Annotated in this window: 18 protein-coding genes; 10 read left to right on the plus strand and 8 right to left on the minus strand. The window is 33.0% G+C overall.

What is annotated here, in order from left to right:
- Positions 1–5 precede the first annotated feature (5 nt).
- The 5 genes from atpD to ABD816_RS08585 all read right to left on the minus strand — a co-directional run bounded on the left by atpD (position 6) and on the right by ABD816_RS08585 (position 9,378).
- Positions 6–1,514, minus strand: a complete 1,509-nt coding sequence (gene atpD / locus ABD816_RS08565) for a F0F1 ATP synthase subunit beta (protein WP_344926447.1) — start codon at positions 1,512–1,514, stop codon at positions 6–8.
- A 389-nt stretch (positions 1,515–1,903) separates the two neighbouring features.
- On the minus strand, positions 1,904–4,618 hold the full coding sequence (locus ABD816_RS08570; protein WP_344926448.1) for a TonB-dependent receptor: 2,715 nt from the start codon (positions 4,616–4,618) through the stop codon (positions 1,904–1,906).
- A 262-nt stretch (positions 4,619–4,880) separates the two neighbouring features.
- Positions 4,881–6,728: a glutamine--fructose-6-phosphate transaminase (isomerizing) gene (glmS, locus tag ABD816_RS08575; RefSeq protein WP_344926451.1), complete on the minus strand. Its 1,848-nt coding sequence runs from the start codon at positions 6,726–6,728 to the stop codon at positions 4,881–4,883.
- A gap of 19 nt (positions 6,729–6,747) precedes the next feature.
- Entirely contained in the window at positions 6,748–8,553 is a 1,806-nt protein-coding gene (bamH, locus tag ABD816_RS08580) for a BamH family beta-barrel-assembly machinery protein (protein ID WP_344926453.1), read from the minus strand.
- A 15-nt stretch (positions 8,554–8,568) separates the two neighbouring features.
- Positions 8,569–9,378, minus strand: coding sequence for a glycogen/starch synthase (locus ABD816_RS08585; RefSeq protein WP_344926454.1), 810 nt, complete (start codon positions 9,376–9,378; stop codon positions 8,569–8,571).
- A 108-nt stretch (positions 9,379–9,486) separates the two neighbouring features.
- Here ABD816_RS08585 and panC point away from each other — a divergent pair, with 108 nt between their 5' ends.
- From panC to ABD816_RS08620, 7 genes are all read left to right on the plus strand, one after another.
- Positions 9,487–10,335, plus strand: a complete 849-nt coding sequence (panC, locus tag ABD816_RS08590) for a pantoate--beta-alanine ligase (RefSeq protein WP_344926456.1) — start codon at positions 9,487–9,489, stop codon at positions 10,333–10,335.
- Between the two features lie 19 nt (positions 10,336–10,354).
- Entirely contained in the window at positions 10,355–10,705 is a 351-nt protein-coding gene (gene panD / locus ABD816_RS08595; RefSeq protein ID WP_344926458.1) for an aspartate 1-decarboxylase, read from the plus strand.
- 4 nt (positions 10,706–10,709) lie between these two features.
- Positions 10,710–11,684, plus strand: coding sequence for a lysylphosphatidylglycerol synthase transmembrane domain-containing protein (locus ABD816_RS08600; protein ID WP_344926461.1), 975 nt, complete (start codon positions 10,710–10,712; stop codon positions 11,682–11,684).
- 150 nt (positions 11,685–11,834) lie between these two features.
- Complete coding sequence (locus ABD816_RS08605; protein WP_344926463.1) at positions 11,835–12,983, plus strand: alpha/beta hydrolase; 1,149 nt, start codon at positions 11,835–11,837, stop codon at positions 12,981–12,983.
- Positions 12,984–13,432: 449 nt separating this feature from the next.
- Positions 13,433–14,089: a hypothetical protein gene (locus ABD816_RS08610; RefSeq protein ID WP_344926464.1), complete on the plus strand. Its 657-nt coding sequence runs from the start codon at positions 13,433–13,435 to the stop codon at positions 14,087–14,089.
- A 129-nt stretch (positions 14,090–14,218) separates the two neighbouring features.
- Positions 14,219–15,586, plus strand: coding sequence for a DNA repair protein RadA (radA, locus tag ABD816_RS08615; protein WP_344926466.1), 1,368 nt, complete (start codon positions 14,219–14,221; stop codon positions 15,584–15,586).
- A 606-nt stretch (positions 15,587–16,192) separates the two neighbouring features.
- A complete protein-coding gene (locus ABD816_RS08620) occupies positions 16,193–17,428 on the plus strand; it encodes a hypothetical protein (RefSeq protein ID WP_344926469.1) in 1,236 nt (411 codons plus the stop codon).
- A gap of 180 nt (positions 17,429–17,608) precedes the next feature.
- On the opposite strand, the gene ABD816_RS08625 is transcribed toward ABD816_RS08620, so the two are convergent.
- The gene (locus ABD816_RS08625) at positions 17,609–18,640 is read right to left on the minus strand and encodes an aldo/keto reductase (protein ID WP_344926470.1); all 1,032 of its coding nucleotides are present in this window, start codon (positions 18,638–18,640) and stop codon (positions 17,609–17,611) included.
- 356 nt (positions 18,641–18,996) lie between these two features.
- On the opposite strand from ABD816_RS08625, the gene ABD816_RS08630 reads away from it, so the two are divergent.
- On the plus strand, positions 18,997–19,308 hold the full coding sequence (locus ABD816_RS08630; protein WP_344926472.1) for a hypothetical protein: 312 nt from the start codon (positions 18,997–18,999) through the stop codon (positions 19,306–19,308).
- Between the two features lie 147 nt (positions 19,309–19,455).
- Complete coding sequence (locus ABD816_RS08635) at positions 19,456–19,671, plus strand: hypothetical protein (RefSeq protein ID WP_344926474.1); 216 nt, start codon at positions 19,456–19,458, stop codon at positions 19,669–19,671.
- A gap of 379 nt (positions 19,672–20,050) precedes the next feature.
- Here ABD816_RS08635 and ABD816_RS08640 read toward each other — a convergent pair whose 3' ends face one another.
- On the minus strand, positions 20,051–20,347 hold the full coding sequence (locus ABD816_RS08640; protein ID WP_344926476.1) for a hypothetical protein: 297 nt from the start codon (positions 20,345–20,347) through the stop codon (positions 20,051–20,053).
- A 409-nt stretch (positions 20,348–20,756) separates the two neighbouring features.
- Entirely contained in the window at positions 20,757–21,278 is a 522-nt protein-coding gene (locus ABD816_RS08645; protein WP_344926478.1) for a hypothetical protein, read from the minus strand.
- Between the two features lie 278 nt (positions 21,279–21,556).
- Between ABD816_RS08645 and ABD816_RS08650 the strand changes: the two genes are divergently transcribed.
- A complete protein-coding gene (locus ABD816_RS08650; protein ID WP_344926480.1) occupies positions 21,557–21,961 on the plus strand; it encodes a hypothetical protein in 405 nt (134 codons plus the stop codon).
- Positions 21,962–21,974 lie beyond the last annotated feature (13 nt).

Raw genomic sequence — 21,974 nt, forward strand, 5'->3', positions numbered from 1 at the left:
ACTATTTACGCTTCAGCTAACATTTTCTCACCAGCTTCGATTGCTTCTTCTATAGAACCTTTAAGGTTAAATGCTGCTTCTGGTAAGTGATCCAATTCACCATCCATAATCATAGTAAAGGCTTTAATTGTATCTTTTATATCTACTAAACATCCTGGGATACCAGTAAATTGCTCTGCTACATGGAATGGCTGAGATAAGAAACGTTGTACACGACGCGCACGTCCTACCGCTAATTTATCTTCTTCTGATAATTCTTCCATACCAAGTATCGCAATAATATCTTGTAATTCTTTATATCGCTGTAACAGCTCTTTTACTCGCTGCGCACAGTTATAATGTTCATCACCCAGAATATCAGCAGAAAGAATTCTAGAAGTAGAATCTAATGGATCTACCGCTGGATAGATACCTAATTCTGCAATTTTACGTGATAATACAGTTGTTGCATCTAAGTGAGCAAAAGTAGTTGCTGGTGCTGGATCCGTTAAATCATCTGCAGGTACATATACTGCCTGTACTGATGTAATAGATCCTTTCTTTGTAGAAGTAATACGTTCTTGCATCACACCCATTTCTGTAGCTAAGGTAGGTTGGTATCCTACTGCTGATGGCATACGACCTAAAAGTGCTGATACCTCAGAACCTGCTTGTGTAAAACGGAAAATATTGTCAACAAAGAAAAGTACATCTTTTCCTTGTCCATCTCCTGCACCATCACGGAAATATTCTGCAATTGTAAGACCCGAAAGTGCTACACGTGCACGTGCTCCAGGCGGTTCGTTCATCTGTCCGAATACAAAGGTTGCTTTAGAATCTTTCATAACTTCCTTATCTACTTTAGAAAGATCCCATCCTCCTGCTTCCATAGAATGCATAAAGTCGTCACCATACTTGATAATTCCAGACTCCAGCATCTCACGTAACAAGTCATTTCCTTCACGTGTTCTTTCTCCTACTCCTGCGAATACAGAAAGACCACCGTGACCTTTGGCAATATTGTTAATCAACTCCTGTATTAATACAGTTTTACCTACTCCGGCACCACCAAATAATCCAATTTTACCTCCTTTTGCATACGGCTCGATAAGATCAATTACTTTAATACCGGTAAATAACACCTCTGTAGAAGTTGATAAATCTTCAAACTTAGGAGCTTGACGGTGGATAGGAAGACCACTTTCTCCTGCTTTAGGCAGATCTCCAAGACCATCAATAGCATCTCCGATTACATTAAATAAACGTCCATATACATCTCCTCCGATAGGCATTTGTATAGGAGCACCGGTAGCTACTACCTCTACACCTCTACTTAGTCCATCTGATGAATCCATTGCGATGGTACGAACGGTATCTTCACCAATGTGAGATTGAACCTCTAATACCAATTTACTACCATCTACTTTATTAATTTCTAACGAATCGTAAATTTTTGGTAATTCTGTACCTGCAGCAAACGCTACATCAATAACAGGACCAACAATTTGTGATACTTTACCCGTAACTTGAGACATTATATAACTATTTAATATTTAGTACTTATCTACATGAAAAAGAACCCTCTTTTTCCGGCTGCAAATATAGTTTTTTAAAATTAAAATATAACGCCTTTTATTTTGTTTTTTAAAGAGCTGTTTTTAAAGTTGTTTTCTTTAATTAAATGATTCTATTTTAAATGGTTTTGAAAGATTCTGTATTCAGCTATCTAAGTAATTAATATCTTTTCAAATTCAAATTTTACAACTACTCTGTATTATTGAAAATCAATAAACACCACTCCCAATTATAAAAAAACAAGTAGTATCTCTTTTATCATGTTGATTTTATATAAAAAAGGAATTCTGGTTGAAGTTTCAACCAGGATTCCTTTTTTATATTCTTATTTGGTTACTTTTATTTGAATTTACAGATTATTGATTGTAATTCCAATATAATATTGAGACCCTATAAATCCTGTTCCTAATGCATTATAATACTCTTCTCCTCCAATATTAGTAGCTCCAGCTTTAATTACAGATTTCAAACTGGAAATAGTATAATTGATCTGTGCATCAGCTACTGTAAAAGATGGGATTTCTGAAGTTCCAAAAGCATCGTTCCATACATAGCTATCACTCCACCTTATACTTGTATTAAATCCGAAATTTGAAAATAAATTACGGTTTCCAAAAGTAGCTTTTACCTTATGCTCCGGAGTATTAAATTCTGATTGATATGCTGTATCATCTTCATCAAAATCTTCTTTTGAATATGTATAATTTACTCCAAAATCATAAGTACCAAAAACTTTACCATCTACTCCAAGCACCATTCCATAAGAATTAACCTCGGCACTGGTATTGGTTGCAATGTTATAAATATTGAAATCATTATTAAATAAAGCTTGTACTGATGGACTTGTAAAATCCTCATTTGATGTGGCTTCACCATAAAATGGTACTACAACATTTTCTGAGGTAATAAAATCCTGATACATATTATAGTATCCACTAGCTTCTAATGAAAACCCATTATATTTTCCTCTGTATCCCAGTTCTAATACAGTTACTTTTTCTGGTTTTACTAATTGAACATCAGACTTTATCAATAATGATGGATCTGCAGCATTAATGAATTCTGCGGCAGAATCCAAAGTATATGAATTTTCTAATGCATTTCTTCCTGTAATAGTAGCATTTGCATTTCCAGTTAAGGCAGTTCCATTTGTAGATAATGCATAATCTCTTGATTCTCTATCAAGATTATCAGCTGCTGACCCCATAGTAATAGCTCTAACAACATCCAGACCCATAAACAAATTCTGAGTGGTTGGATTTCTAAAACCAGACTGTATAGATGTTCTTATATTATGATTCCTATCCTCACCTGCATTATATCCTATAGAAAATCTTGGAGAGAAGTTTCCTTCAAATAATTCTGATTTATCATATCGGATAGAGCCTGTTATTTTGAGACGCTCATCTAATAATAGTTTTTGTATCTGTGTATATATGCCAACCTCTCCGTATGAAATAGGACCATCAAAATCGGTAAATACAGTCCCAAAAGATCGTAACCTGTATTCTCTGAAAGATCCTCCAACTTGTATATCAGCAAAATTTCCCGTTATATGACTAAAATTATAATTGGCGTCTACATGTCTCAATTCTGATTCGTCCTGAAATTTAGCACCAGTCGTAAAATCAGGATCTGATACTACTCTATTAAAAGCAGTTTCAAACTCTGGTGTTCCTGGCACTAATCTTCCTGTATCAGCAGTTGCTCTGGCAAGATCATGATTACCTCCAGAAACAGCTAATGTTGTAAAATACTCGGTAAACCAATCGTCATTACTTTTCCAACTGTTATTAATATTAGTAGCTGCAATTCTTGTATCATATGTATCGCCAGCATCGCCAGCAGTTATATAACCTCTAATAAAGAAATTATTATTCTTCACCTCTAATTTATGTTGTTGACTAAAGAAATTAGGAGAATAAAAACGATTAGCATTTTGAAACAAAGTAGTTCCCCTACCTAGTCTACCTGTATAAATAATTTCTAAATCATCTGCCATAGGTCGGTAATGCAATGAACCACTAAATTTTAAGCTTTCAGCATCATAATCTACTAAATCTTGTTCTTCGTATCCTGTTCTACTGACGCTCACTCCATTAACTGTGGTACTAATCTCATCTCCGTATACATTGACTCCATCATAGTTAGGATCTGATTGACGATTAAGTGACGGGTCATTTAAATTATCATTGTTAACGGCAAACCAATCTGTACCTTTAATATAGGATACATTAACCTTAGCAGCAAACTTATCTGAAAAAGCATGAGCTGCTCTCACGCCTACATCATAAAAAGCATTGGTTCCAGCCGCTTCCTGAGTTGTTACACCTCCTCGACTATAGGCACTAATTCCTTGAAATTCAAAAGGATTTTTACTATTAATAAATAAAATACCATTAAAAGCATTAGCTCCATATAACGCAGAAGATGCTCCTGGCAATAATTCTATATTACTTACATCTAATTCTGATATCCCTACTAAATTTCCTAATGAAAAATTAAGTGAAGGAGAACTATTATCCATACCATCAACTAACTGTACAAATCTAGTATTAGCAAAAGACCCATAACCTCTTGTATTAACAGATTTATATGTTAAACTATTCGTATTTACATCGACTCCTTTTATGTTTTCTAACCCACTGTAAAAATCAACAGATGGTGTATTCTTTATTTCTTTCTGTCCAAAATATTCAACGCTCACTGGTGATTCAAAGATACGTTCTGGTGCTCTGGAGGCTGAGATAATTACAATATCAAGTTCAGTCCCTTGATTTAAAGTTATAATTAAATCTTCGACACTAGCTGTAATGGCATTAGTTGTAGTAGTTTCATAGCCAATACTAGACACTACCAGAGAAAAAGGAGGTGTTTCTTGTATGGTTAATGTAAAAAATCCGTCAAAATCAGCTACTGTTCCTATATTTGACGAACCACGTAATGTAATATTTGCTAATGGGATTGGAAGTTCGCTAGCGTCTATAACTCTTCCTTTCACAGTCGTTTGACCTGTCATAATGATGCTCATCAAGAGCATCATACTAAACATAATTTTCTTCATATCATTGAGTTTGTTATCGTTCAAGTTTCTTTGGGAGAACTTAAATTTTTATAAAAAAATTTGCGCAAAAATAATTAAAAAAGACCAAGAATTCTAATTTTTATGGTTTTGCCTCATTTTTAAGCGCGTGAAAACCACATGTAATTAATACCGCTGATTTGGTTATTAAATGATAATCTTTAATTAAGAAATGAAATTTTAAACTAAAAATGGCTTGACAAAATGAAATTTGCCAAGCCATTTTAGAAATTATCTTTTATTTTTACTCTACCGTTACGGACTTTGCAAGATTTCTTGGTTGATCTACATTTTTCTCTAGCATAACCGCTATATGATATGATAATAATTGTAGTGGTATAGTCGTAAGAAGCGGTGTTAAGAACTCTTCTGTTTCCGGTATTTCTATTACATGATCAGCAAGCTCTTTTACACTTGTATCTCCTTCTGTTACAATCCCGATAATTTTACCTTTTCTGGATTTGATTTCCTGTATGTTACTAACTACTTTTTCATAATGACCTTTTTTGGTTGCAATCACAACTACGGGCATATGTTCATCAATTAAAGCAATAGGACCGTGTTTCATCTCTGCTGCTGGATATCCTTCTGCATGAATATAGGAAATTTCTTTTAATTTTAAAGCACCTTCCAGTGCTACAGGAAAATTAAACCCTCTTCCCAAATAAAGAAAATTCTTTGCGTCTTTATAAGTCTCAGCAATAGTTTTAATATGATCGTTAACCTCTAAGGCTTGCTTTACTTTTTCTGGAATTCGTTCTAATTCCTGAAGGTAATAGAAAAAGTCACTATTAGAAATAGTTCCTTTTCGTTCTGCTAATTTTAATGCTATTAAAGAAAGTACAGTGATCTGAGTTGTAAATGCTTTTGTAGAAGCTACACCAATTTCTGGTCCTGCATGTGTATATGCTCCTGCGTGAGATTCTCTGGAAATAGAAGAACCTACCACATTACATACTCCAAAAACAAAAGCCCCATTCTCTTTTGCCAATTTGATTGCTGCCATAGTATCAGCGGTTTCACCACTTTGAGAAATAGCAATCACCACATCATCCTGATGAATCACAGGGTTTCTATATCGGAATTCTGATGCATACTCTACCTCAACAGGGATACGCACTAACTCTTCAAAAATATACTCTGCTACCAATCCTGCGTGCCATGAAGTACCACAAGCAATGATGATAATTCGTTTTGCATTTAGCAATTTAGCCAGATTATCATCTATTCCTGCCATTTTTATGATTCCTTCAGCAACTCTCATTCTACCTCTATAGGTATCACTAATTGCATTAGGTTGCTCATAAATTTCTTTTAGCATGAAGTGATCATACCCTCCTTTTTCTATCTGCTCAAGATTGATTTGTAATTCCTGAAGATAAGGTTCTACCAGACTATCATCTTGTATATTCCTTACTTTAATCTTTTTACCTCGTCTTACAATAGCCATTTCTCCATCTTCCAGATAAATAGCGTTATTCGTATATTCTATAAATGGAGAGGCATCTGACGCAATAAAAAATTCGTCATCACCCACGCCTATTGCTAACGGGCTTCCTAATCTGGCAACCACAATTTCGTCTGGTTTCTGTCTATCAAAAACAGCAATTGCGTACGCTCCAACCGTTTGATTTAAAGCAATCTGAACAGCTTTTCCTAATTTTACATTCTCCTTAGTTTTTACATCCTCAATCAAATTAACTAATACTTCGGTATCCGTCTCTGAAGTAAATGTATATCCACGTTTTGTTAATTCTTTACGTAAAGCATCGTAGTTTTCTATGATTCCATTATGAATAATGACCAGATTCCCTGAATTAGAATAGTGTGGATGAGAATTAACATCGTTTGGCACCCCATGAGTAGCCCATCTTGTATGTCCTATTCCTATATTTCCATCTATAGAAATTTCGTTTTCCAGTTTTTCTTCCAGGTCAGCAACTTTACCTTTTGTCTTTGATAATTTAATATCATTACCATCATAAAGTGCAATCCCAGCGGAATCATATCCTCTGTATTCTAATCTTTTGAGTCCTTTTATTACTATTGGATAAGCTTCTCTATGACCAATATATCCTACTATTCCACACATTTTTTGCCTTATTTGATGGTTAGTTACTTTTTAATTTGGTGTATGATATCTGTAATTCCAGTTTCACATTCTCAGGTACATTTACTCCATTTCCATAAAGAACGGTACCTTCATGAGAGATCACTGACGATGAGGGTACAATAACATCTTCCTCATCATCATCAACAGTAAATCCACTTGCTATTGCTGTAGTATTAACATTTTGCGAAACAGCTACACCTAATTTCACATTATCTCCCTCAAGATTCAAGACATTGATAATATGTCTTGTCAATCTAATCTGATAGTAACTACCATTATCATCACTAGAAATTCCTCCTAAATGATTAATAATCGAATTTGTTGGATCTGTCGTGTCTTGTGTATCATCAGAATAATCAATCAGAATACTTCCTGTTTCTGCATCAAATATATATATTCTTTCTGGTTCTGCATCTCCAGAAGCTACTTGACTCCTATCTATATAAAACTTAATAAACGCATCATTGATCAACCATTCCTGATCTCTCAAAAAATCCAATTCAGTTTTGTCACCTTCTTCTGAAACATCCTTAAAAACAGGGTTTCCACTTTCATCCAGAATATAATCACCGTCTGCATCAGTTTCTACAGATCTGTTGAATAAGTCTATGATTGCATAAGACCCCTCTCCACCTTTAAGATATAATTTATCTTCTCCATTAATTGTATCTTGCTCTTTATTCAATTGATCTAAGATACTTGTTTCAAAAACATTCTCAATACCATTGACAATATTGTTTGAAAAGCTGAAAGCCAGTTCTCCTGTATCATCAATGTATTCTATAGGAACATCATTTTCGTTCTCCGTATCTTCTGCCTGAAATGTATAATGCAGTGTGATATTAGCACTCCCAAGATTAATGTACATAAGATTTTCGATCCCTTGAAAAGTAGTCTCTGCTTTTATATAAATACCTCTAAAATAATTTCTAAAATTATTGGCATTACTCAGTTCTGAACTTCCTTCTTTTTCAATAAACCATTCTGTGAATTGATCAATGACCTCTTGATTTCCAAATCTTTCTTCTTTTTCGCCCCTTGTTTCATTGAATGTATCCGCAGCGAGATCTGAAATCAATGCAACACGCAATCTGGGAGACACCTTGGTGATTTCTTCATCCTCGTCATCATCATCTTCACTATCAGGAGCTACTAATATCAACTCCTCGTTAGAAGGGATAAATGAATCTACACTAAAAATAAAATTCTCATTACTCTCTGTCAGATCGGATAATCCAAAATTAGTTATATCATCAGAATAATAGAGCTGAGTATCTTCAAAAGCTGAATCCGGATCATCCGGATCTGCTAAATCAGGGTCTAAATCTCTTAAAAAATAATCTGATCTGTATAAAGATAACGTAATAGCCTCATTAGATCCATTGTATATACTATCTAACTCATATGTAGTTGCTATTTCACCAGTTTCAGCATCAGTTACTGTAGACTCAATAGTACTAAAATAAGGAAGTGAAAAAACTACACTATCTAAAACGGGCTCACGACCAAATGTAGGGTTATAAATACCACTGGACGGTGCAATCTGAGAAAGCACACTATAAGTAGAAAAACCATATACAGGATCATTATACACTCCTAGCAGATTACCAGGTAATCCATTGGTACGTACTTTTTCTAACACCGCACTGTAACTTATTGGTTCAGTTACATATTGATTAGTCTCAAAATTAACATCTCCTATAACTTCACTTCCTACAGAATTGAGGTCGTCATCACAGGATATAAGTGTCCATATAACAACTACTATAGTTATTATATTGATCAAAATATTTTTCAATTTCATAATAATTCTTTTTGCTTACACCAATACTTCTGTTTGATAGAAATCTTGATAGGCATCTGCAAATTCATCAGGTTCTTTATATTCTAATACAGGTTGACTAATCGTTTTCAGATGACTGGAAAGCTCTTCTGGGAGCTCTTGTGAACCCACAATAACAGCATCAGAATTATTAATTGCAACCTTCATTACATTATCATATGTAGGATTCGTTAAAGCACTGATTTTTTCTTCGTCAATACCATCAAATTTAACTTTTGCCAACATGTTTTTATCTAGTGTCCCTTCAAATCCATGATTATACACAGAGGTCACTATCTTACTTTGACTGAAAAGCGGCTCATTAGCGTAATAATTCCTTAGATACAAAGGCAAAAGAGATGCTAACCATCCATGCACATGAATCACATCCGGAGACCAATTTAATTTCTTTACGGTTTCAATAACTCCTTTAGCAAAGAAAATCGCTCTTTCATCATTATCAGGAAATAAATTTCCTTCTTCATCTGTGAGTGTCGCTTTTCGTTTAAAATAATCTTCGTTATCAATAAAATAGACCTGCATCCTTTCTTTTGGAATTGACGCTACCTTAATGATCAAAGGCATATCTAAATCATTAATTACTAAATTCATACCAGATAATCGAATCACCTCATGAAGTTGATGTCTCCGCTCATTGATATTTCCATATCTAGGCATAAAAATTCTAATTTGCCCTCCTTTACTGTTTACCATTCTGGGTGCTTCAAAAGACATTGACGAAATCTCTGTCTCTGGTAAATAGGGTATTACTTCTGATGATACATACAATATCCTCTTATCTTTCATATAATCGATACTTTAATCGTCTTCTTCGGAATAAATTTTTGCAAAATTACGAAAATTTATGTAGTCTGCCAGTAATATCTTATTTTTGCACGCCTTAACTTTCAATAAATGCGGGTATTTAAAAAAAGACTGGACATAGAAAACGATGTTGCAGTCTTACAAAAACAAAATAAAACAATTGGCTTTGTTCCCACCATGGGGGCATTACACGATGGTCACCTCGCTTTAGTAAAAAAAGCAATGGCAGAAAATGATGTCGTTATTGTAAGCATTTTTGTAAATCCTACACAATTTAATAATTCTGAAGATTTAAGTAAATATCCTAGAAATTTAGACCAGGATCTTACAATTCTATCTAATTTTTCTTCAGAAATAATGGTTTTTGCTCCTTCTCCAGAAGAAATATATGGTACTGAAACTGTTGCCACTTCTTACGACTTTGAAGGATTAGAACATGAAATGGAAGGTAAATTTCGTTCAGGTCATTTTGACGGAGTCGGGACTGTTTTAAAACATTTATTTACAATTACTTCACCAACCAAGGCTTATTTTGGAGAAAAAGATTTTCAACAATTACAAATTGTAAAGAAACTAGTAGCGATTGAAAATATGTCAGTAACTATTGTCGGTTGTCCAATCTATAGAGAAGAGAGTGGGCTGGCCTTAAGTTCCAGGAACAAACGCTTGCTTCCTGAACAGCTTAAAGCTGCACCTTTAATCTACAAAATACTAACTCAGGTAAAAAATGATTTTGGCACAAAAAGTGTTACTACAATAAGTGACTGGGTGTCCCAACAATTTCAAAAAGAAGCGTTATTGACATTAGAATATTTTGAGATTGCTAAAGTTTCTGATTTAAAATCTATAAAAAGAAAACAAAAGAACACCAATTATCGAGCTTTTATTGCCGTTTTTGCAGGAGAAGTTAGATTAATAGATAATATTGCCCTAAATTAAAAATAAGTAACTTTGTAACATGTTTGTACACGTTGTAAAATCAAAAATTCATCGCGTTAAAGTAACCGGTGCTGATCTCAATTATATCGGAAGTATTACCATTGATGAAGATCTAATGGATGCTGCTAATATCATTGAAGGAGAAAAAGTTCAAATCGTCAACAATAATAACGGAGAACGTCTGGAGACATATGCTATTCCTGGCCCAAGGAATAGTGGGGAAATTACATTAAATGGTGCTGCAGCAAGAAAAGTAGCAAAAGGAGATATATTGATCCTCATCACTTACGCTATGATGGATATCGAAAAAGCAAAAAACTTTAAACCTGCACTACTTTTTCCTAATGAGGAAAATAACTTGCTAAAGTAATAGCGTGAATCCTAAACTGATCAAGTTTGCTAAAATCGTACTCCCTATCTTATTAGGAGTCTTTTTGATTTGGTATTTCCTTAGTTCTGCGACACCGCAATACAGAGAAGAATTACTCCATAATATTACTAATGCTCACCCTTTCTGGGTGATTTTATCAGTGATTTTAGGAATTATCTCTCATGCTTCCAGAGCATATAGATGGGGATTTTTATTAAAACCTTTAGGATACACTCCAAAGATTTATAATAATTTTATGGCTGTCATGGTGGGGTACCTCGCTAATCTTGGGATTCCCAGATCTGGAGAAGTGCTTCGAGGTATTACTTTAACAACTTATGAGAAAGTACCTTTCGAAAAAGCTTTTGGTACCATTGTGTCTGAGCGAATCATCGATTTGATCATGCTGATCATTATTACTTCTATTAGTGGTTTTTTGCAAACCGAATACATACTCAATTTTCTGCAAGAAAAAGACATCAATCCATTAGCAACATTAGGAATCCTTTTCCTATTAATTTTCATTGGACTCTTAGGGTTAAGAATCTTAAGGATATCTAATAACCGCTGGGTGATTAAAATCCGAAATTTTGGAATAGGGTTGTTAGATGGGATGAAAAGTATTCTTGCTATGGAAAGAAAGTGGGCTTTTCTTTTTCATACCATACTCATATGGACTTTATATGTATTGATGTTTTATGTTATGAAATTTGCAGTTCCTAGCTTAAGCACGGCATCTATCGGTATAATTCTGGTTGCTTTTATTGTAGGCTCTTTTTCTATGTCCACCACAAACGGTGGTATTGGTATTTTACCATTTCCCATCGTAGTTGGAGCAGTCTTTGTGTTTTTTAATTTTGAGAAAAGTGATGGTGAGGCTTTTGGCTGGATACTATGGGGCTCTCAGACTGCTGTAAATATTATTGTAGGAGCATTGTCTTTTTTATTCCTTCCTATTTTAAATAGAAATCGAAAGTGAAAAACGTGGGCTATATTGCTTTTCACTCTATTTTATATGCAACTAATCGTGTTTTTATAAATTTAAGAATATCAGTGTTATCGTTTTAAAATTTTAAAGGTGTGAAATAATTTATATATTGTCCCTTGCTTAACCCAAATTTTTTTACTTATGAAAAAAAGTATGTTTTTAATTCTTGTATGTATCTTTAGTGCAGTTTCTTATGCACAGGTAAAATATGAGACTTTCAGATCTATTAAATTAGATCAGAGCCGAGATTTAAAAATCCAATTACCTCGTAATTATACTAAAAACGAAGATAAAACCTATCCTGTAATTATTGTTTTGGATGGAGATCATCTTTTTGAACCTGTTGCGGGTAACGTTGATTATTTTTCTTATTGGGAAGATATGCCAGAATCTATCGTGGTTGGTATTGTTCAAAGAAAGACTAGAGAAGAAGACTGCAGGTATGATCTTGCAGAATATGTGCCAGAAGGTAAAGGATCAGAGTTTTTTGAATTTATTGGTCAAGAATTGCTACCTTATATTAACGAAACTTACAGAACAGCGCAACTAAAAATAATTGTAGGTCACGATTATACAGCTAATTTTATCAATTATTTTTTATTTAAAGACAACCCTATATTTCAAGGGTATATTAATTTAAGTCCAGAATTAGCACCCCCTATGGGAGAGAGAATTACTAATGTACTGACAGGAGCACAATCTGATCTTTGGTATTATCTAGCTACTGCAACAAATGATGCAGAAAATATAAAGAAAGATTTGGTTGCTCTGGATGAGAAATTATCAGTCTTAGAAAATCCTAATGTCAATTATAATTTTGATAATTTTGAAGAATCCTCGCACTATACTCTTGTAGGAAGAGGAATTCCTAAAGCGTTAGAAAAGATCTTCGAAATGTATCGTCCCATAAGTAAAAAAACGTATAAAGAAGTTATTCTTCCATTAGAAACATCTCCATATGAATATCTGATTGATTTATATGATACTACTGAAAAATTATATGGCTTTAAACGCCAGATACGTATCAATGATTTTATTGCTATTTCTACAGCAATTGAAAAAAACAAAAGATGGGAAGATCTTGAACCTCTTGGCAAACTGGCAATTAAAGAACACCCAGAAACTATGTTAGGGCATTATTACCTTGCATTGGGATATGAACAATTAGGAGAGCCAAAAAAGGCTCTTAGATCTTATGAGAATGGATTTTTATTAAAAGAAGTCGCTTTTCTTACTAAGGATTATATGCTTGATAAAGTGAATAAGATCAAAGAAGATTTTGGATATTAGAAAATTGTATTTTTTATCATAAAACAAGAAAGACTCTACTAACGTATGAGTCTTTCTTGTTTTATGATATTTCACTGAAAATTCTTTACAACCAGAGTAGTAATCCCTGACGTATATACCTTAATATTGACAAGAATGGGAGTAGGAATTTGATAGTACTCTAAACGGAGCTATTATCAGAAATGTAATAATAAGTAAAATTATTAATGGTGAAACCGAGCTCATCAATATAGGGCTTGAGTTTGATTTTAAGCAAAAACTTGCATTAATCAGAAACAGTATTATATTCTGAACAAGGAAATCCGTACTTTCTCAAAGCTCTTGGTGGATGCAAATATGAAAGAGAAAATAGTTACTAACACAATGGATATAATATTTGTTTAAAGGTAACGGTGGTTAATTTTAAAACTTCTATTCGCCCCTTAAACACCGCATAAAAAGTAGACTTTATGATAAAAAGACTTTTACTAGTTTCGTTTCTAATTCTTGCAGAAAAACCGTTATCTGCTCAGGACACCTTAGTTTTTTCTCAAAAGAATTCTTCGATGTTTAGTAACAAATATCTCTTATATCCAAAATCAAAGACATTTGAACATTTCTTTTCGACGGATGATTTACAGTTGTGGTATGGAAAAGGAACCTTTAAAATCAAAAAAAAGAATATACACCTAAGTTTTAATGATTCTGAAAAAGGCATCAAAAAAAATAATCGAATTGACAAAATATATAACCAATCAAAGAAAACAGATACGCTAACAGTACGATTTTATGATGACAAAAATAACCCACCATCAGGCCATATTAGATACAATGAAAAATATTTTTATACTGATTTTGATATAGGAATAATTAAAATTTCCAAAGATGAATTTAATGGAAATGAAAGCCCAGTAGTAGAGACATTTATTCAAGGTGAATTAGTTACTATTAAACTGTCAGAACTAAAAAAACTAGAGACTCTAACAATAACCGCTTATGACATTTATAGTTATTATCATTTTGAGTCCAATTTTAATAGGGTTTTAAAGTTTAGTAAAAATCAGCTAAAATCAGCCGATTTTTACCATACGACAAATAAACGAAAAGTGATATTTGAACTAGAGTAATGACACATACTTGCTTTAATTTTACATTTAAATTTGTTAAGTATAGAAGTTTTAAATCTTAACAGGTAACTTTGCTCATCTACCTATTTTGGTATAAAAAATTTGAAATCATTATTATTAACAATACTTATGGCTAAAACCAAAACTGTATTTTTCTGCCAGAATTGTGGAGCTCAATATGCTAAATGGCAAGGGCAATGTAGCTCTTGCAAAGAATGGAATACAATTGCAGAAGAAATTGTACAGAAAGCTGTAAAAAATGACTGGAAAACTCCGGAAGCAGCATCAAAAACAAACAGAGTCTCTAAGCCTCTTAAGATTTCAGAAATTGACACAAGTCAAGAAGCTCGATACAACACAGATGACGGAGAACTCAATAGAGTACTAGGTGGTGGATTGGTACCTGGATCCCTCACATTGCTAGGAGGAGAACCAGGTATAGGAAAGAGTACCCTATTACTACAAATTAGCCTGATATTACCTTATAAAACTTTATATGTTTCTGGTGAAGAAAGCCAAAAACAAATAAAGATGCGCGCAGAACGCATTCAGTCAAAAACCGATAATTGCTTTATTCTTACAGAAACTAAAACCCAAAACATATTCAGACAGATAGAAGCCATAGAACCTGATATTGTGATCATTGATTCTATCCAAACGTTGCACAGTGACTATATAGAAAGTAGTGCTGGTACTATTTCACAAATTCGTGAATGTACTACAGAGCTTATTAAGTTTGCCAAAGAAACGGCTACTCCTGTAATATTGATTGGTCATATTACCAAAGACGGAACGATTGCAGGGCCTAAAATTCTGGAACATATGGTGGATACTGTACTCCAGTTTGAAGGAGATCGTAATCATGTATATCGAATATTACGTGCATTAAAAAATCGTTTTGGATCTACTTCAGAACTGGGTATTTATGAAATGCTAGGCAGTGGATTGAGAGAAGTAAGCAACCCCAGTGAGATTCTTATTTCTAAAAAAGAAGAGGAGCTCAGCGGAACTTCTATTGCCGCTACCGTAGAAGGTATGAGACCTCTAATGATAGAGGTACAGGCACTAGTAAGCACTGCAGTGTATGGAACACCACAACGTAGTGCTACTGGATATAATCTAAAACGATTGAACATGATTCTTGCTGTATTAGAAAAGCGTGCTGGTTTCAGGCTAGGTGCAAAAGACGTGTTTCTTAACATTACCGGAGGGATTTCTGTAGATGATCCTGCTATAGATCTTGGCGTAGTCGCAGCTATCTTATCATCCAGCGAAGATATTGCAATCCAAAAAGATTACTGCTTTGCGGCAGAAGTGGGACTGGCTGGAGAAATAAGACCCGTTAACAAAATAGAGCAACGGATACAGGAGGCAGAGAAACTAGGTTTCTCTACTATTTTTGTATCTAAATATAATAAGCTTGCTCTTAAAAGTACAGGGATCAATATTCAGTTAGTTGCTAAAATTGAGGACGTGGTAGAGTATTTATTTGGATGATATATAACGAACAAAAATTAATAGTAAAACCTCGCCTGTATGTATATTAAGTGCACTTCTGTTAAGTACAAGCCCAACTACATTAAAAATTAATTGTGTTTTTGATGTAAAATTAAACTAGTTCAAAACGAATCTTTTTTAGCAATGATTCAAGTTAAGAATTAATTAGAAATGATGTTTTACAGATTTTTTTTCTTCCGAAACACAAAAAATCTTTGAATTTCTTTATAGTAAATTCAAAAAATAATGACTTCAAAAAGCAATTTTAATGACAAGTAAAAATGAGCCTAAATTTATTGCTTTTGTTGATTCTTAAAAATAAGCAGTATCATACATCATATTTAACATTTTAATCGGTGTTACTTATAGCATAAAGTAAGATTCTCATATAATTTGATTTTTACGGTACAGTAAAACCTTTGTTATTAATACGGGAAATCACCCTGATATATACGCTTTTTTAATAATTAAATTTTTATTGTAAAAATTTGATTACTAGTTTTTTATGATAAATAATATTCTATATTTGCTTCTATATTTTTGCGCAAAAAAAATCATTTAATAATCTTCAGAAGATCTAACTAAATTAAACTTCTATTTAAAATTATGAAAAATTTAACAAAAAGTGTTTTGCTTTTAGCAATGACCATTTGCTTTATATCTTGTGAAAATGAAACATTTGATCAACCAGTTGAAAACGCACTAGAAGAAACCATTACACCTGATTTAGTGACATTTACGCCGATAACTGGGAACATTGGCGAATCTTTTAATCGTGTTGATGGAAAATACAAGCTATTAGAGAATCTGGATGAAGCTGCATTCACAAAAGCCAGATTTTTATATATTGACACAGATCAACTAGCCACTCAGCCATACAGTTATGATGATCTTTTAGTATGGTCTACTAATTCTAAAATAGGTCTTATTTTTGAATCCGCAACATCTAATCACCTTAATACGCATGAATTTTATACAACTACGGTAGGTGGTGCTGATCTCGACTATATTGTAGAGGGATTAATTGTGGAGCAGTCTGCTACAGAATACAAGTCTACCTTTACTGTTGTCAATAGTGAGAATGGTATCAATGCAGACGATACCGTACATGTACTTTTTGAAGAATTGTACGAAAGCAAATTTCCAACTATTCTGGATCGTGAGCCTGCTGTTGCAGAGTTTTATGATAATGATAATCCTGTTATTACAGAAGAACTTACAAAGGGGTATGTTACATACGTTTCAGTAACATATACGAACATTTCGCAATCAAAGGCAGAGGCAAAGGCTAAAGCTCTTGCAAATGCAAGGGCAGGAAATAACAGTTCTTTTTCTGGATTTTCTAATTATACAAAACATTTGAATTCCACTTTAGTATTTCAAAGTAATTCTCAAAAAGAATATCTAAAAACCGGGAATAAACATGACGCCTTAGGTAAATGTAGTGGTCAGCAAACGGCTAGTTACGGTCAATCTATGAGTTATTCTAAATCCTGGTCTACATCCTTTACTGCAAGTGTTAATGTAGGTAAAACTTTCACATTTGGTGGTAGTTACTCTTTTGGTGGTTCTACAACCAGTGGTACAATGAATACTTCTTCTATTTCTATGAGGAAACGATATGCAAAAGGCGGTATATCTACATATAAAAAGTGGTGCAAAGGGTATGTTCTTGGTAATATTAAATTCAGAGCGACATCCCATAAACAAATAAGAGGTCAGGTTCAGGTCAATGTTACATTAAAGTTTACTGGTAATGGCAATAAATGGACCGGATGGAGACAAAAAACTGAACCAGCATTTACCTGGGAACAATGGGGATATACTTTGCCAAATTGTTAATTAAATTCTCTATGTATTACAGTTACCTGTGTACTGTTATTTTTATGAATTGTATTATAAAAAATGCTTTAGTTGATAGTTTTAACTCTATAATCTATAAGTAAACGTACTCATTTTTAGAACAACCCTTGGCTTTAATAGAGCTAGGGGTTGTTTGTTTTATAACTAATAACCATCAATTTAAGGTGCCGGATTAGGGATCTGAGCGTGTACCTCATTGATCTCTTGCATCACCTCATCAGACAATACAAGATCAATACTACCTATATTTTCTTTAAGTTGTGCTATGGAGGTTGCACCTACAATTGTACTCGTTACAAAAGGCTGTTGATTAACAAATGCCAAAGACATCTGGGTTAAACTCATCCCATATTTTTTAGCAATTTTATTATATAACCGTGTGGCTTTAAAACAGTTTTCATTCATATATCTGTTATAGTTAGGAAATAGATCAACTCTGGAATTTTTAGGAATTTCTTCTAAGTATTTACCGGTAAGCATGCCAAATCCAAGAGGGGAATAGGGTAAAAGTCCTATTGTTTCTCTATGCAAAATTTCAGTTAACCCTATTTCATCTTTTCTATTGAGCAAACTATAAGGGTTTTGAACCGTGATCATTTTTGGCATTCCTTTTCTTGCTTCCTCTACATAACGCATCATACCATAAGGTGTTTCATTTGATACGCCCACATGCTTTATTTTACCATCTTTTATAAAACCATCCAGATAATGCAAAACGGAGTGAAAATTATCCTCCCATTTTTCATTTTCATCGTGAGTATATCCTAGTTTTCCAAAAAAATTAGTTTGTCTTTCTGGCCAGTGTAATTGATATAGATCTATATAATCCGTCTGTAGTCGTTGCAAACTATTGTGGATAGCATCTGCTATTTCATGCTTAGTAAACTCTCCTTTTCTAATGTGTTCTGTAAAAGCAGCAGGACCTACGATCTTAGAAGCAATCACTACATCATTTCTTTTATTGGTTTTCTTTAACCAAGAGCCTATAATTCTTTCTGTATCTCCCTGAGTCTCTTTCTTAGAGGGCACAGAATAAAGCTCTGCGGTATCTATAAAATTCACACCCTGTTCAATTGCATAGTCTATCTGTTGATGACCTTCTATTTCTGTATTTTGTTGTCCCCAAGTCATCGAACCCAGACAAATCTTACTGACTTTAATCTCTGTAGTAGGTAATGTTGTGTATTTCATTTATTCGATATTCTTTAATATTTCTAATTAGATCATACAGCTCAACAACTAACTGGTTCTATCTTTTTAGTACTCCTCAAATGTAGAACTCTTCTTTCTGTTTTTTGAAAATATAAACACTAAATTCCTGTTAATCTTACTAAAATTTTAAGAAACGCACTAACAGGAACAACAGTAATGTGTGGAAAATATCTACATTTTTAATATAAAAATCTACAGTTAATTTATTCTAAAATCAACTGAAATTAAATTAAATATCTATAAATCAAATTGTTATGGTTTATGTTGCTTTTTGGAACGGTTATTTCTGTACTTACATCACTAATACGCAAGTATATCATCATAAAAGATCAGATATGAAGAGGTTTTTTGTAGTACTATTGGTACTGATTTTTATTTTTATCGGACAGATTACTACTGTAATATATGCAAAGCAACCAGTTATCAGCACTTGTATGTATATAATGACAGATCAAGATGATTATAGACAAATTGAAACAGATGAAATTTCTAAGACTGTAGTGCACGTAGTCGAAGAAACATATCCAGGAGCAGGTATCGCAGAGGCTTTTATTGATAAAACCGGTAATTATAAACTTATTATTGTGGTAGATAGAAATTCTAAAATCGTTTACATTAATTCTACAGGTGAATGGTTTAATCCATAATAATCATATTTATATCTAATTGAACCAACCAAGAAAAAGAGCCTTTTTGTAAAAGGCTCTTTTTATATCAACTATTATATATAAAATTATATAGTGTATATTATTTTGTATATTTAGATTTATTAACCATTAAAATAAATCGACCTTATGCTAACTACTCATTACAAAAGCTTAAAGCCAGAAAGCAAAAAATTCGCAATCCATAGAATTGCTACAAGAATTGACACTCCAGAACATATTGTTAAAAAAGTTTTAGAGAATAGAAATCCATTAATGGATATACGAGACAATCGTGTTGTTGTCAATCGTAACTCATACAATAAATTACTTAAAGAAATACATAAGGAATTCACTGCTATTTAAAATAGATAGTTTGTCAGTATATCAATTGGCTTATGATTCCCCGTTTTAGTATTATAAATAAATATAAAAAACGGATGCAGTTACCCCAGTACTACATCCGCTGCACAACTAACCAACTTAAAAACCTATTTTAAGTGTTCCCCAACACTTTGTTTTTTAAGATTGATATAAAGGTATAGCGGTTGTATGTATTACAAAACCAAGAATTAGGGAAAGTGTGTTTTTATTGAGGGAAATAGTACTTTTTGTTATTTAATAACTATGCACATGACTTTTTTATAAAATAAGTGTTTCTAACACACCTTATATATCATTCAAAAATTTTAAAATGGTGGTGTATAAAAGAGTACAAACAAAAAAAGCGCATACCGCGCTACTCTTATGACATAGGAAATATTTCTATTACTTTGCCAAATACATTTTTAGTCCACCCGTTAAGGCGTCCCCGGTTATTACTTATCAGCAATCCTCTTTTCACATCTTTGCTTTTGACTAAATGCGTAAAACATTTCCCTCTTACTTTACAAAAAACAATATCTCCTGCACTACAGTCTTCCCAATTAACAGGTTCTAATAATACAGCTTGCTTAGATTTCAGAATGGGCAACATAGAATTACCTGGTTCTTTGGAGACTATTGTCTCTCCATTCAATAGTTTTTGAATTTTCCAATTCATATTCATAGTTTTAAAATTAATTCAAAAACTATGGAGTATGGTTTTACAAAGAACTTGTAAGTGAGTACGTTGTAAAGATAGCTGTTTTTTTAAACAATCATACGTTAAATAGGAATTAGAGAAAAGCATGTGTATTTCTAAAGCCTGCTTTTCCCTTAGAAACCAATGCTCCAGACAGGGTAATTTCTATCATAATGAGTAGATTACACCTATCTATTGAAATAGTTTTATCTTTATTATCAGGATTTATACTCCTTTCTATGCGTAGCAGTATTTGTTATTCATTTGCACTTATTGTTTATAGTGCTCTTTGTTATTTAGCATCTAAATTACATTAAGCGATCATCACTAGCCTCTTTTCTCTGGTTTCTGACAGGTATTTTTACCCGGAATATGGTTAATAGGCATACTATTCCTCATTTACTTTATTCACTTTTTTAGTGATACCGCATTTTCTGCGAACAGATCTTTCTGAAAGAGCTGCAACATTTCTAGCTTGTTCCTCAGAGCTGCCGTCTTTAATTATAGCATCATATACTGTTTTATTTTCCATAAGACCAAGTATAATACAGTTAAAACCCGGACTGTCTTTACCCTTATAACGACTCTTTTTTTTAGGTTTTGTGATCAACTCCGTGAACAAACGACCTTTTAATCTTTGATCTTGTTGAACCTCTACCACAAATTTATATAGTGTGTTTTCCTCATCTGGATTCATCTCGCTTACTTTATCCAGGACATTAGAATACTCGTCATTGGTAAACTCAAAATATTTATAGAAATCGAAGTAGTTATTTTGACCTCCCTCATCTTCCTGTACCTCTTCTTCACTTTGTATTTCTTCTTCATTCTGGTACCCTTCTTCACTTTCCTGGCTCACTCCTTTAATTACTGATAATAGTAATATTACAAAAATGGATAACCTTTTCATTTTCTTTATGGTTTAAAATTAATTAGATATTATAAACGTTTGATACTATCCTTTTGTTATCTACGCTCCTTGTTTTATACTTTTTGCTATATGCATAATTAAGGATTTTATTTTTGTTTCCTAAATTCATGGCATACTTTTTGGAATCTTCAAATTAAATTGGTTATTTTAAGGAATGTTTTTAAGATAACTTTAATACTAAACTTAATTTTATTCCGTTAGGAATACGTGAAATCAAATACGTAGTTTTGATGTATTATTTATAACACCCAAATATTATGAAAAAATTATTTCTACTTTTACTTATGGTAGGCACTGGATTGACAGCTGAAGCTCAGGAAGACTGGACTAAACTTACAGATGTTTTTGATCAGGTTTATAGTCTTGCTACAGATCTTAATGAACAAACAGATAAGGTAAGTGCGCAAGCAAGTATTATTTCTATCGTTACGGGCAAAGGAACTGTCTCAGTAGAGCGAAGAATAGACAAATCAAAACCTAAAGAACTAAAACATTATCAATTTTTCCTTCTTGCTTCAAACGGTAAAGAAATTGAATTACAAAAATTAAATGCGGAACGAGTTATCGAAACTTTTCAATCAAAACTTTTAAAGGTAAAAGAAGAACTTAGAGTAAATCAAGATGCTGATGTAGAAAATATTTTAAACAATTTATTTGATTAATCTATAGTAAGCT

Origin of the sequence: Aquimarina addita (assembly GCF_039539305.1) — a bacterium.
In the GTDB taxonomy this organism is placed as follows: Bacteria; Bacteroidota; Bacteroidia; order Flavobacteriales; family Flavobacteriaceae; genus Aquimarina; species Aquimarina addita.